The sequence below is a fragment of the Vibrio sp. 1731 genome (assembly GCF_033339955.1).
Classification (GTDB): domain Bacteria; phylum Pseudomonadota; class Gammaproteobacteria; order Enterobacterales; family Vibrionaceae; genus Vibrio; species Vibrio alginolyticus.
This window is the reverse complement of sequence record NZ_JAWOVO010000019.1, coordinates 15,516-29,051: the sequence shown is the minus strand read 5'-3', so window position 1 is coordinate 29,051 and position 13,536 is coordinate 15,516. Positions and strand designations below refer to the sequence as shown.

General features: G+C 38.0%; 14 protein-coding genes and 2 pseudogenes. 11 read left to right on the top strand and 5 right to left on the bottom strand.

Features of this window, described 5'->3' with window-relative positions:
• Nucleotides 1-135: 135 nt before the first annotated feature.
• On the bottom strand, nt 136-561 hold the full coding sequence (locus tag R7035_RS18960; RefSeq protein ID WP_213906858.1) for a hypothetical protein: 426 nt from the start codon (nt 559-561) through the stop codon (nt 136-138).
• A 187-nt stretch (nt 562-748) separates the two neighbouring features.
• Between R7035_RS18960 and R7035_RS18955 the strand changes: the two genes are divergently transcribed.
• From R7035_RS18955 to R7035_RS18945, 3 genes and pseudogenes are all read left to right on the top strand, one after another.
• A complete protein-coding gene (locus R7035_RS18955) occupies nt 749-1,132 on the top strand; it encodes a hypothetical protein (protein ID WP_213906857.1) in 384 nt (127 codons plus the stop codon).
• A gap of 19 nt (nt 1,133-1,151) precedes the next feature.
• Nucleotides 1,152-1,424, top strand: coding sequence for a hypothetical protein (locus tag R7035_RS18950; RefSeq protein ID WP_213906856.1), 273 nt, complete (start codon nt 1,152-1,154; stop codon nt 1,422-1,424).
• Nucleotides 1,425-1,864: 440 nt separating this feature from the next.
• Nucleotides 1,865-3,397, top strand: a pseudogene (locus R7035_RS18945) (methyl-accepting chemotaxis protein).
• A gap of 304 nt (nt 3,398-3,701) precedes the next feature.
• Here R7035_RS18945 and R7035_RS18940 read toward each other — a convergent pair.
• Nucleotides 3,702-4,790, bottom strand: a complete 1,089-nt coding sequence (locus R7035_RS18940; protein WP_258484526.1) for a hypothetical protein — start codon at nt 4,788-4,790, stop codon at nt 3,702-3,704.
• Between the two features lie 519 nt (nt 4,791-5,309).
• On the opposite strand from R7035_RS18940, the pseudogene R7035_RS18935 reads away from it, so the two are divergent.
• The 6 genes and pseudogenes from R7035_RS18935 (at nt 5,310) to R7035_RS18910 (ending at nt 8,950) form a co-directional block, all read left to right on the top strand.
• Nucleotides 5,310-5,825, top strand: a pseudogene (locus tag R7035_RS18935) (GNAT family N-acetyltransferase).
• 139 nt (nt 5,826-5,964) lie between these two features.
• A complete protein-coding gene (locus tag R7035_RS18930; RefSeq protein ID WP_258484527.1) occupies nt 5,965-6,744 on the top strand; it encodes a hypothetical protein in 780 nt (259 codons plus the stop codon).
• 133 nt (nt 6,745-6,877) lie between these two features.
• A complete protein-coding gene (locus R7035_RS18925) occupies nt 6,878-7,219 on the top strand; it encodes a hypothetical protein (protein WP_258484528.1) in 342 nt (113 codons plus the stop codon).
• 45 nt (nt 7,220-7,264) lie between these two features.
• Nucleotides 7,265-7,909: a peptidase E gene (locus R7035_RS18920; RefSeq protein WP_258484529.1), complete on the top strand. Its 645-nt coding sequence runs from the start codon at nt 7,265-7,267 to the stop codon at nt 7,907-7,909.
• 330 nt (nt 7,910-8,239) lie between these two features.
• A complete protein-coding gene (locus R7035_RS18915; RefSeq protein ID WP_258484530.1) occupies nt 8,240-8,503 on the top strand; it encodes a hypothetical protein in 264 nt (87 codons plus the stop codon).
• A 261-nt stretch (nt 8,504-8,764) separates the two neighbouring features.
• Complete coding sequence (locus R7035_RS18910) at nt 8,765-8,950, top strand: hypothetical protein (protein WP_250159041.1); 186 nt, start codon at nt 8,765-8,767, stop codon at nt 8,948-8,950.
• Between the two features lie 722 nt (nt 8,951-9,672).
• On the opposite strand, the gene R7035_RS18905 is transcribed toward R7035_RS18910, so the two are convergent.
• The 3 genes from R7035_RS18905 to R7035_RS18895 form a co-directional block, all read right to left on the bottom strand.
• Complete coding sequence (locus R7035_RS18905) at nt 9,673-10,083, bottom strand: H-NS family nucleoid-associated regulatory protein (protein ID WP_213907056.1); 411 nt, start codon at nt 10,081-10,083, stop codon at nt 9,673-9,675.
• Nucleotides 10,084-10,270: 187 nt separating this feature from the next.
• Complete coding sequence (locus R7035_RS18900; protein WP_213907055.1) at nt 10,271-10,855, bottom strand: porin family protein; 585 nt, start codon at nt 10,853-10,855, stop codon at nt 10,271-10,273.
• Nucleotide 10,856: 1 nt separating this feature from the next.
• Complete coding sequence (locus R7035_RS18895) at nt 10,857-11,261, bottom strand: hypothetical protein (RefSeq protein WP_046875420.1); 405 nt, start codon at nt 11,259-11,261, stop codon at nt 10,857-10,859.
• 197 nt (nt 11,262-11,458) lie between these two features.
• Here R7035_RS18895 and R7035_RS18890 point away from each other — a divergent pair, with 197 nt between their 5' ends.
• Both R7035_RS18890 and R7035_RS18885 read left to right on the top strand, forming a co-directional pair.
• Nucleotides 11,459-12,157 (top strand): response regulator transcription factor, encoded by a 699-nt coding sequence (locus tag R7035_RS18890; RefSeq protein ID WP_258484523.1) that lies wholly within the window; start codon nt 11,459-11,461, stop codon nt 12,155-12,157.
• On the top strand, nt 12,150-13,496 hold the full coding sequence (locus tag R7035_RS18885; protein ID WP_213907052.1) for a sensor histidine kinase: 1,347 nt from the start codon (nt 12,150-12,152) through the stop codon (nt 13,494-13,496). Before R7035_RS18890 ends, R7035_RS18885 begins: the two co-directional genes overlap by 8 nt.
• Nucleotides 13,497-13,536 lie beyond the last annotated feature (40 nt).

The following is a 13,536-nucleotide window of genomic DNA, read 5'->3' as shown; positions in this document are numbered from 1 at the left end:
GATATTAGTTGTTCCAACAATGAACTCGTGGTTAACTAAATTCGTTTAAAATAGTTGTGCTAATCAACGCCGATGAAGTCTTAATGGTATTTAGCCTTAGTTTCCTTAGGCTCAAGATTTCTATCCTAAACAACTTCATCCGTTATCCGTTTTAAAATCTTTCTTAGTAAGACTGGTGCCATTGTCACTATTGTACTTTTCTATTGCTGCCGCCAGCTCGCGTGACGCTTTACCTTGAGACCTTTCTTTAAAAATCTCGTCTCCTACTTTAAATTTGACGAGTGGCGCTCGCTTACGCTGAGTGGTAGCAGAAGATTTCGAGCCAGACAAACTCTTTTGCTTGTGGGAGAGTTCCTCAGGGATCTCAATACCAACGGCTTTCAACGCTTGTATGGCCGTCTCAACTTTTTTAATCTCTTCAGCAGATTTTAGTTCTTCTATGATATGTCCAACTCTATCACAGATAGCTTCTAGTTCGCCAAGAGATAGCTGCAACCCTCTGATATTATTGCGATTACTAAATATTTCTATTGCTGCTTCTTGCTTTTCAGTAAGTGTCATTAGGTTTTTATTCCTATTAAATTTGAAATGGATAGAAACCTAATTTTAAACGAAACTAAAAAAGAGTGTTAGTTTTTAATAATTAAAAATATTTTTATTGATTTATATTTTTAATTTTATATTTACAATGGGGTTTTTATGTGATTTATTAAGTCCATATTAAAACATTGTAAGGAGTTTGAAATTGATGAGTTTAAAACGAAGTAAATACGTGTATAACAATCCTAATTTGAAAGTTATTAAAAATCCTTTAAACGATGATTTAAATTTAATTGAGGATTTAAGAGGAGAGGGCGTTATAATGTCAGATAGCGAAGCTTTACAAAAAGCAAACAGTTTAACTGTTGAAGAACAACGTCAGATTTTTAAATCAAGATCATCAAACCCTAGCAACTGTTTTTCTGGCCACAGGTCTTTTGGTCAACGTAACGCTAGAACCAACGAGTATCAATCAACTTTTCCAAAACAAACTGACAAAGAGTCTCGGGTCCCTGGTCTCTTTGGTTGTAATCGCTACAAATCAAAGAGAATACAACAAGTAAAAGACACTGAAATTTTTTGCTTTTTTTAAAATGAAGTAGGGAGAGGGGATGAATAAACAGCATCAATGCGAGCATATGCCGCAAGAAGTTCAAGTGTATTGTACAGATCATTACACAGCGGATAAGAAATGGTTTTTGTTTATTTCTGAGACAGCAAAAGAGATGGACCTTGAACTAAGCCATGAAATTAATGAAGTCGGTGAATTGCTTTGGCAAACCGCGTTTAACATCATTCATTGTCCTTATTGTGGCTTAAAGCTAGAAACCGCACAACAGACCATATGTCATTTTCACAATGCCGTTAACTATAAGCTTCTTTAGCCTATTAGCAATTGATGTTGTCCTGCTTATAAGCAGGACTTTAGTGCCTCTGAGCCAATTACTTATGGTGACCCGAACCGTGGCAATAGTGTCAGCTTTGAGGAAGTGACGGGTGAGCAATACCCATCACCACAGCCACTCAGTATGCCAATTGGGTGGCAAACGTCCCTTTAACTGTCGAACCGTTGGGCAGAACTAATGTCAATCTAAATGTGCCACTGGGTTCAGTAGGCTAGAGCAACGGTAGGTTTATACGATTGCACAACGACATAAATATTGGGAATTGAATTAGAGGTGGTGACTTTTTCATGAATATTTGAGCGCTACAACTTTGAAAACTAAACTTATCTCATTATTCAATTCACGTTTTGAAATTATATTTACGCCTCTTTTTGCTTGTTCCAATTGGAACTGAACATGACACTATAAAAAGGTTTCCAATGTTTCAGAAACTGTCACTTAAAAACAAACTTGCGATTTCAGCGAGTACTGCCATTGTAGTCGGGGGACTACTGGTAGAAGCACTTTCATTCAACGCTTCGCTAAGCCGCATGGATGCAGAAGTTGAGCAGCGCCTTGAGAGTGCAACGGCATTTTACAATTAATATGTGGCTGACTGGTTACTATCAAAAGAGCGTGCGTTGACTTCGCTGTCTCAGAGGTAGATAAAGCCGCAATCGTTACGCACCTAAAACAAATTAGTCACTCGGCTGCTTTCGACAACGTATTCTTGGCATATCCAGACGGTAGTCAAGTAAATGCGAATGGCGTTGTATTACCGCCAGGGAATGATGATCCGCGTAAATGGGGTTGGTACATCAATGCTGTCGCAGACCCAAACAAAGTATTTATGGATAACCCAACAGTTGCCGCTGCTACTGGCGCAAACGTAGTTTCACTGGGTAAGGCGCCAAATGTTAGCAACAGCAATCGTGGTTGTTATTTGTACACTGCTGTTCAACCTGCTATGTAGCATTCTGTTTAGACCGTTAAATAACGTTTCTCAAGCGCTGGAGCAGATCGCCAATGGTAGCTGTGATCTTACTCAGCGTATTGAAGTGGAGAGTGTTGATGAAGTAGGCCGCCTGGCGAACAACTTCAATACTTTTGTGGGTAGTCTGCAAAAATTGATTGGTCATATTCGTGAGCAAGCACACCTCATCAATGAGCAGTCAGACAACAACACTCAGCGTTCGAACAACGCCGTTTCTGAGAATCATCAGCAGCAGCAAGAGATCACCATGGTTGCAACAGCGGTAACAGAGTTAGCGAGTGCTACCCGTGAAATTGCCTCTCATGCTGAACAAACTGCCAACGCTGCGCAGGATTCAACCGCGAGTACGAACAACGGTCAGTCTTTGGTTCAACGCACTAAGGGGTATATCAACAGTCTTGCGACGGAGCTTGCCGAAGTAAGCACCGTTATCTGTGAGTTGGAGCGCCACGCGCAAGAGATTTCTACCGTCCTTTCGACCATTCAAGGCATTGCAGAGCAAACAAACCTACTGGCCCTTAACACGGCAATCGAAGCAGCACGCGCTGGTGAGCAAGGACGCGGTTTTGCCGTGGTAGCGGATGAAGTTCGAGTACTATCACAACATACTCATGCGTCCACTGAAGAGATCAAAGCGACGATTGATACGCTTCAGCAAACTACCACACGAGCGGTTAGCTTAATGGATAGCAGCTCTAACTTGGCAAACACGTCGGTATCAGACACAGACCAAGCAACGAATGCGTTGAGTGAAATTCATGAAGCGGTTTCGTTGATCAGCGATATGGCAACACAAATTGCGACAGTAGCGGAAGAGCAGACACACGTAACGGGTGAGATCACGCAAAATATCACTTCTATCAAAGACGTGGCCGATGAGCTTGTCATCAGAACTCAAGAAAGCTCGCAAGAGTCAACCAAGTTGAAACTACAAGAACAAGAACTAACGGACAAGGTGGCAACGTTTAAACTTTTGTAGTGATAGTCAGTGTTAAAAAAACTAAAAACGGCGAGGCATATAGCCTCGCCAATTTTTTAACAGAGGTGTTGCTCCTGATGCGTATGAATAAGCCCGTAACAGAACAATCATGCGTAACTAGGGTTTGATAGTTGAAAATGATCGCCACCAAGTCTCAACAACTATCCAAAAGGCGTTCAATAAGGTAGGAGTGTATCAGTTAAGATACACAGCAAAACAAAGTTCAAACAGTGATGTTGAGGTAACTTTGATATACAAAAAGTAATGAACAGCAAAAGAAAAAAGCTGAGCCAATTTGTTCACACTATTCAGTTAGCATGAGCTTTGCTTTAAGAAACGTAAGTTTGATGTCATCAGTTTTGGTGAACTTGAACTTACCGTCAGTAGAAGCGTTAAACCTTTCAAAATAGTATTCAAGTAGCGGATCGTACCTGCCACCGTGAACCCAAGTGTAGAACTTACCAAGTTCATAACGTAACTCTTTATCAAGTTCAGATCTTATTCTCAGCTCACTATCGTTTGCTAGGTCAACGATGTTCATTTCTTGAAGATTCGCCTTAATCTCTTCAATCAGAGGTAGGAGGGATTCTTTATACTTATCAGCCAATGGTACAAGGTCAGCGTCAGTTACTTCCGCTTCAAAAATCATAATCAGGTCGTCAATCTCCCCGTTATAGTAGTCGTTATCTAATCGTTTTTCTGACTCAGTACGAAGAACATAGAGTTGTTCTAAAGGATCTGATTTAGTCTCAATTTTTTCTTTTGAAAGTTTGTGTTGATACTCAACAAACAGCGTTTTAATCCTATCAGCAATAACATCAAGATACTCATATCGAATTCTGAGAAATTCCAGCAGCTCATTGATATTGAGGTTTAACGTTAGGTCTTCTTTACCCACATCTCGACTGTACAAATGAATACTCAAATCGCCAGTGTTGAAATGACTTTGAAATGGCCAACTTGCGAAACGCTTTGAGTTTTCTTGATTCAGATTTACAGGGTGAGCACCGAAACACGCCCTGATAGTTTTAAAATAATTATTATCATCTTCATTAGCGAAGAGACGATCTTTGAAACATTTCTTTTCACCATAAAACGGATCTTTCTTATCAGTTATAAACACTCGATGGAGTTGTTTTATTGACTCGAAAATAAGGTCTATTGAAGAGATCAGAGAGTAGACCTGCATACATCTACTATCTATGTTCTTGTCAAACTCAGGCGCATTTTCTAAGTGGCGAACAGAGACAGAGATCCAATCCATAGCAGAGCAAACGAGGTTAAAAAGATTCTTACCACCTTTATCTTTGTATATTTGATACACAAAGCTAGAGTTTGAGTTAACTAAGTCTCGAAAATCACTGATTTTATCGTCACTAACAACGTTTCTCATTCTCTAATCGCCTTCTAACCAATTGAAAATATTATGAAGAATGGCAAAAATGATAGTGATAGTTCTTCAATTCTTCAACTTCTTTGATTTGAAGTGAAGTGATACGCTGGGTTTTGTCACTTAGTTACATTTGAACGATGAGGATCTCTAGCCAGTTGTATTGCTAGACATTATCCGAAGACAAATAGAAGAGCTGAACCTCGAAGTAGCTTTTATCCTAGAACGTGCTGACGCTGGTCTCCGCAAACTTGTGATCTAGGCCAACATGCCTTTGCCCCAAAGCAATTCAGAGCAAAAGCTCTTGCCCACTTCGTTCCTAGTGCTTTTACCTATCAAAAGTTATCCGAAGGAGTATGGAAATCAGACTTTGAGAAATTATAAGGCATCGTGTAATCGAATATCTGTTAACTTTCATTAACCGTTTGATTACATGTTGAAGTTGTATTAAGGGGGTTGCATAATAAGGGGATGGAAAACGGCTTTTAGGCGACTAAGAAGCTTTATGTGAATAGGGAAGTTATGCAGCAAGCAATTAAAAGTAAGAGACTCATATTACGACCATTTTCTCTGCCTGACGCTGAGCGTGTTGCCGAGTTGGCTGGTGACAAGCAAATTTCAGAAATGACGGCAAATATTCCTTATCCATATAGCGTCAGTGATGCTGAAAATTGGATTCGTACTCATGCTGAGTTGTTTTTAAGTGGTAAAGGTGTTGTCTAAGCCATTACCCTAAAAGAGAGTTCTGAGCTTATTGGTGCTATTAGTTTTCCAAAACTGGAAAATGGTTTGGGTATTCTGGGCTATTGGTTGGGCGTTCCTTACTGGGGCTGTGGTTATGCTACAGAAGCATCTAAGGTTTTGATTTCATATTTAAAAAAGCATTATGGATTAACAAGGTTAAAAGTAATGCGTTTAGTTGGAAATGAGCGTTCAAAATCAGTTATTGAAAAGCTTGGTGTCAAATACGTGGGCGATCAGACAAACCGCATGCAAGGTAAAGATCGTGAAGTAAGTGTTTATATATCAGAGGCATAAGTTCACACAAACAGTTTAAGTGGGATTCAACACGTGTGGCATTTTTGGTATGCGTTGATTTTAGTGTTTGAAGTTGTATGTAGCGACTCTGGTCTTGTGTTGTCTCACCCCTAAAAAGTTAGTCAATAAGGAGTATGGAGTGTTAAAGAAACATTGCCTTTGTTTCATTCTGACTCTGTGGAGTAGCTTTTCATTTGCTGAAGCAATTTCATATCCGAAGTGCAAGCAAAGCGAAAGTCTGAAAACGCCGATTCAGTTTTATTTACCAACAAAAGTATTGGATGCTCGAAGTAAGGATGATGTTTACCACACTCTCAACAAATGGGTTAACTTTTCGAACACAGTATTGCGTAATTCATGTGTTCCAATGGAGCGCCATATAAGCAAAGTCGAATTTCTCGATGAAATCGATGAGAGTTGGTTTCAATCTTTAAGCGCAGCGAAAGTTTTGCTCGCTTTAAGCCTTGGTTATGAGCCGCTAGAACTCAATGACAAGTCTATACCAAGTTTTATTGGTGTGGTTTTTGAAAGTTATCAGACTAGTTTTGGCGGAATCAATTGTGGTTTATCAAGCGATTCGGGCAACTTTTTCTTCGCTGCTTTAGATTGCGCAGACTATGTTATGGAACATGAAATAGGACATTTAAGTGGAGCGCATCACGATCACGAAACCGTTTTATCAAGTTATCCAAGTTTGGATGCATTCGAGCAAACGACCTATCCTAGGATTGAACCATTTGCTTATGGTTGGCGCTGTGGTAAGTACGGAACGGTAATGTCATTTGCCCCTCAGAAGATAGCTGCTTACTCATCCCCAGAATTATTTGTGAGTGACCTAATATGTGGTGAGCAAGGCTCAGGCGATAATGCGCATGTTATGAGAAAATATGCGTTGAGTCATCTTAACAAACTTGATTAGATACCAAATTATTCAAGATTGATTCGGCACGTATGGCATTTTTCTATCCTTATATTTTAGTGCTCATGGTAGCATCAGTATTGTGTTTCATACACCTTACAGGTGTTGCTTAAATCATTAACAAGGATGAGTAATGAGAAACAAAAAATGGATGTTTGCAGCTATTTTGCTCATCAGTGGACCTTCACTATTACCATTTAGTTTGGAGGTAATCTCCCTTATTGAGTTATTTGGCTTTTTGGGCTTATGGACTATTTATTCATCCTATGCTGAATATTTGGTGAATCATCCAAGGTTCAAACGAGGTCTTAGTTTAGCAACCAGTTGGGATTTTCAACCTCAAATGCTGTTCTCACTGAGTGAGCTTAAGGCATGTCCCCAGTTAGTTTTCCATATGCTTCCTGTACAGAGTGTTATGGTCTGGACTTTAAATATTCTGTTTTGGGGTGGAGTGGTTTGGTGCCACATAGTTTAAGCGACAGGGGTTTAGAGTGCGTAGTTCAAAATCGGAGTATTGTATATGGAAAAGCACATCGTAGCGCTGGGCGGTGGTGGTTGGATGATGGGAGAAGAGCGAAGCGAATTAGATCGCTATGTACTCGACATAACTGGCAAGCAAGATCCTAAAGTTTGTTATGTGCCTACAGCGTCGGGTGACGCAGACGAGGCCATTCAACGTTTTTATAATTCAAGTCTTAGTCGTAATTTAAATCACTTTCCTCTCTTCAAGCCAGACTTAGATTGGCGTACTAAGTTACAAGAACAAGATGTCATTTATGTTGGCGGCGGAAATACTCGCTCAATGCTTGCGATCTGGAAAGAATGGGGCATAGATAACATACTTCGAGATTGCTATGAAAGTGGCGTTGTTTTATGTGGCATGAGCGCAGGAGCTATATGTTTGTTTGATCATGGTATTACCGACAGTAATCCTGAGGAATATGCTGTTATTGATGCGTTAGGTTTTGTTCGTGGGTTAGCGTCGGCACATTTTACTGGAAGTGATGAAAAGGCAGACTTGTTCGGTCGCTTCTCCAGAGAGCATTGTAACACTCCGTGTTATGGTATCAGCGATTATGCAGCGCTTCACTTTGTAGACGGTCAGCATTATAGAACTATCAAGAGCCAAACAGGGGCAAAAGTCATCATCGAGAATGCGCTCTAACAAATCAGGACTAAACGCTGCAACCCTGACTGTTGAACAAACTGGGATTCTCTATATGTGCTGTACAGCCAGACGAGACACGTTGTTAAGTGATTTTTTCATACCTTAACTAATTCATGGATCGCTAATTTAGCAAAGTCACTGAAACATTTTTGTCCAAAAGTGAGTCCAGCAATTAGGTCATGTGTGTGATCACCAAGCGATTCTGTCGTACCTTAATTACCAAGCGACTTTGTCATTAGACTAACTGCCGAGGGAAAATGTCGGGTGTGATTTAGCGTAATTTTTTAAGTAATCAAATAAGCTTTAAAGGGGGCTAAGGATGTTCACATGGATTCAAAGTCCCAGCCCACTGTCGATATCATTAGTAAAGTCCTTGATGGCAAAATCGCTATCGATAGTGCTACTCAATTGCTGCAAAAATCTCAAAGAACCGTTGAGCATTACTTGAGTTTTTATCGCAAAGAAGGTAATCGATTCGCTGTTCATGGTAACAAAGGTCGTGCTCAAACCAATAAGATCCCAGAACCGATCAAAAAAGACGTGCAAAACTCCTTTCAAATGCAGCGAGCTTGTAACGAACTCGGTATCTAAATTATTTTCTCCCACTTGCCTTAAGTTAAGGGATGTATAGAGCGATCCTTCGATACCTTCCAAGATAGGCTGGTAACAGAACCTCGATTGCTCAAGATCACGGATATGGAAAGTTCGAATCGGTATTTGCAAAAAGAGATCATAAAAACTACTGGGTAAAAAAACGCCATGGTTAAGCCTACAGGTTTGCGTTCGGGCTGTTAGTGCATACCTGATGATTTAGACCTCAATACTATCTATGTGCAAAAAGAGTATCGTAAGATGCGGCGAAACCATACGTTCAGCTTTGATAATAAGATGTATGTCATCTATTCACCCGTTCGTTATTCAATCGTCAACCAACAAGTGGAAATCCGTTGTAAGTATGATGGTAAGTTCGCAGCCTATTTTGGTCACCGTCAGCTCGATATAACGGAACTTGTTGAGTATCCCAAATGCAGTGATTAAGGCAAAGAGGTTGAACGGCGAATAGAAGCATTAGTGCTTGTTGAACAGTTTGGAAGTATAACTAAAGCCGCTCGTATCCTTGGTGGCCCTCGCCACCCACTCTAAACCTAACAGAAAACAATGGCAGAAGGAGCGATGGGGATAAAACGGGTCCATAAGCCTCTCAAACGCAGTAAAAACCGCATACTAGAGCAAGCAGAAGACAAGATTATCGAGCTGACGTTGCAAAATCCCCACCACACTAAAGGAGTCAACTAACTCATTAAGTATACAATGCATTCGGATTGTGCAGAAACCAACGGTTTCTGCTTTAGCAACAAAGTTACAAGGGTAGAGTGTTCTAAAGGCCAATTATTACCAATTGGAGTGGATTTGAGAAATGCAGTGACTATTATAGTCTACGCGTGTTAACAACTTTACCACTTGAAAAGGTTTTATATGGTTGAAGAAACTAACTCTTGCTCAAATCAAGACTACATAAGGTAATTCTTATTTGATTTGAAAGGTTCGTGAAGCGAGCGTTACTATGAGTAGGTCGTAGAAGGCATTTATAGCTGATAAACCGTAGGTAATGATTTGAGTATAGACTTGATTTTGGTGAGTTAGTGTCACGAACCTTGTAATGAACATTAATGAGAGTATAGTGCTTCAGTCAATAGGTGATTCTATTTTAAAGTCAACTATAGATATCATCAGAAAAAAATTCTGAATGATAAGGGTATTTAAATAGCGAAGTCGTCTAAAGTGGCACCTGAGTCTAGCGCCAATTGTATCACTTTAGGTGTACGTCCTTGTCCAGTCCAAGTCTTTTCAAATCCATTTTCATTGACGTATTTATATTTGGCTGGCAAAGGTTGTCGTTTATTCTTGCTTTTGGCTTGCTGTTGGGAAGATAGGGCAGAAATTACGGCATTAGCATCGAGTCCTTGTTCACGAATCTGATTAGCAATTTCCTCAAGTTTTTCTTGTTTTTTCTCTAGTTCAATCTTTATCTTGTCTTCTTCTGTACGGCGTTCTTCTACAACCTTTGAAAATTTACTTAGAGCTTCTTCAAGCTGGATTAAAGATAAATCGCGAGAAAATACTCTTAAACTACGGATATTAAGTAGAGTTTTTTCAAATTCTTTTGTCATGATCTCTAGTACCTCATTTTTATATTTTTCTTGAAAACTATATGCAGCTTATCACATGAGTGTTCCTATTCGATAATAATTAATAATAAATTGTGAGTAGAATCATAACAAAGAGTTGGCAATAAGATATATAAATTTATAAAGAAAATATTTTAACTCCCTACAAAAATATTGTAGGGAGATTTGTTTAGAAATTGTATTTAATATTTATACTATAAGTATCTAGTGTTACGGAGTAGTCTTTGTTATTCGCTTTTGATTCTAAATCGAATTGTTCGGCATGATATGCAACATTGAACGAAACTGGACCTAAGAAATCAGGAGTAAACTCTAGCCCAAGACCATAGGTAAAAGTTGCACCAGTATCTTTATCAATGGAATCCTGGTTCTCATCTAAAGAGATATAGCCTACACCTACAGAAACGAAAGGAGATAAGAATTCTGTAATCGGGTAAGAAACATTAGCATTAAATGATAATGACTTCGGACTCCATTTGTACTCATTTTTGGCAAGTGGAGATTTAAAAGAAATATCACCATGCTTTTGTAGCTTGGTTTCGAAGGAAACATAAGGGTTTAGCTTATACCCTGCATTGATAAAGATAGGTGTACCTTCTGAATCAATAGTCATTGGAATAGGTATATCTTTAGCTATATCAGTATCTATACCGCCAGTACCTAGGCCAGCACCAATATAGAAGTCACTTTCGTTAGCCGACGCAGATAGTGCAGTAAGTAATGGTACTACCAATAAAATAGACTTTATCTTCATTTTAATTTCCAAGTTTTGATTGATTGAGTTTATTATCTAGTTTTTTTATGATAAAACTTTCCCAGTCCGTAGATGTTATATTAGTTGCAATTGCTCTTTTACAAGAAATTCTAATAAATGATTCATTCTGATTTCCATATAAATTTATAAATACATTCTCTCCCCAACTGAATGCATTTATAGGTGTTTGAGCCAGTATATTTCCGTTAGGCTTATCTTCGTAAACAAGTTGAAGATCAGAATTGTTAATTATTTTTATAGTATCAATCCATAGGGTTTCAATACTGACAGAGTACTGGTGTGTTTTCTTTTCATTGATCGAGCTTCTAGAATCCTTAATTGTCGAGCAACCAGTAACAAAAATAATTCCCAGTACAATTAATAATTTAATTGTTTTTATAAACATAAAAACCTATATCTATGATAATTCACTTCATGGTTGTGAATTCTATTGAATTAGATATCAATAGTAACTGAGAAGTGGCCGATTATAAGTAAACAAAAGTAATCATTTTTCATTTATGTAAGCATATGTAAGAGAAATGAATGGTCTTTATCAAATAGCCTATAATTATGAGTTTATCATATGAAATAGTGAACAACATGAGTACAAAGAAAGTATTGTTAGTTGAAGATGATCATGAAATCGCTCGATTGATAAAGATGTACTTAACTACAGAGGGGTTTGAGGTTGATACCTTTGATCGGGGAGAGGATGCATTAAAAGAAATTGAAGAAAATGCCCCTGATGTTTTGATTTTAGACCTTATGCTACCTGGGTTAAATGGTAGTGAAGTATGTCAAAAAGCTAGATGTTTCTATGATGGAGCTATATTGATTTTGACTGCGTGTTCCGATGACTTGAATGAGGTAGCTTTATTGAGGCTTGGGGCAGATGACTTTATCTCAAAACCAGTTAAGCCACATGTGTTAGTAGCTAGAATTGAAGCATTGATAAGAAGAGCACTAACCAAAGATTTGCCCTTAAATGGAAAAGAAACACCGCTAAAAGTACGAGATATTGAGTTAGAGCCGCATTCAAGACGGCTTATCTTTAGAGGGAATAGAATTTACTTATCGAATGCAGAATTCGAAATGTTACTCGTACTCATGAGTAACGTAGGAAAAGTAGTGACTAGAGAAGAATGTTGCAGATCATTGAGAGGGGTAGAGCATGGATACAATGATCGCTCTATAGATATGAGAATATCTACTTTAAGAAAAAAGTTACAGGATAACAGTTCTCCACACAGGTACATTTTGACCATAAGAAACAAAGGGTACATGATGATCGATGAATAACTTTCTTCCTCCAATGTTTACAAGAATCTATATAAGTATGATCTTGTCGCTATTTACCAGTGTAGGATTCACTCTCTTCCTCACTACTGAATACCTCAGTAATGATGAGTTAGTAGATTTTCATAGAGATACAAAATATGTATTTAATACTATTAAAAATCAATTAGAACAAGATAGCGTATCGTTCGAGAGCTATTTTGAAGATTCCAAAAATCCAATGCCTTACCAACACTTCGATGTGAAGTGGGTTTCAAAATTAGACGAGGTTAATTTAGGGCATCTAACTTATCTATCAAACGTAAAAGGAATTGATATCTTTGAAAAAGATTCTGAAACTCTGTTTGCGATTTATGAAATTGGAATTGAAAATGGTTTTCTTTTAATTAGTGATCGACCACCTTTAAAACTAAGTGAAGAGGCTTTATCCACAACTCCAATATATAAAGATCCAGAGGTTCTTGTACCTTTACTAGTTTGCTCAGTTATTCTAATTGTTATCGGAGTTTTACTGTATTACCCAACGTATCAACTTCAAAAGCAGATTGAAAATCTAACCCTTGTACAAAAAAAGTTTGGGAAAGGAGAACTATCCGTAAGAGCTAATGAAAACATACCTAAGCCATTAAATAAATTGGCTTTTTACTTCAATGAAATGGCAGAGGAGATATCTGGTAGCTTTACAAGAAGCCAGATCTTTGCACAAGCAGTACCACATGAAGTAAGAACACCTCTTAGTAAAATTCAATTAGCTGTAGGAATAATAAGAAAGGGAAAAATAGATAAAGATACAAAAGAGTTACTTGATGATATTGATAGATATATTGATGACTTAACGGATTTAAGTGATAAAGTTGTTCTTCTCTCTAAACTAAATAATCTTAGTAAATGTCAAAAAATCAATAAAGAAGCATGTAATGTTATAGCTTTAGTTAAAGAAAGGCTGAACTTTTGGGATAATTGCGATAAAAAAGTTAAGTTAGAGTCTGATGATGAACTAACATTATTTTGTTCTCCAATACTTTTGAGACTTGCATTGGATAATTTAATTTCAAACGCGATTAGATATTCATGTAATCATGTACATGTAGAAGTTAAGACTAAAGGTGGATTCATTAGGATCACTATCAAAAATGATGGGCCTCCAATTGAAGATAATAAAAGAGAAGAGTTATTTATGCCTTTCTCTCGATTAGATGATAGTCGAGCATCTAAGTCGGGTGGATTTGGCTTAGGGCTTGCAATTGCAAAATCTGCGGCTAATTCTATGGAAGGAACCTTAAGCTTAGTTAAAAGTGATGCTTTAGAAACTGCTTTTGAACTTAACATTCCTGTTAAATAGTGTATGAGTGAAATTTAAAATGTACGTCTACTTGATGAAG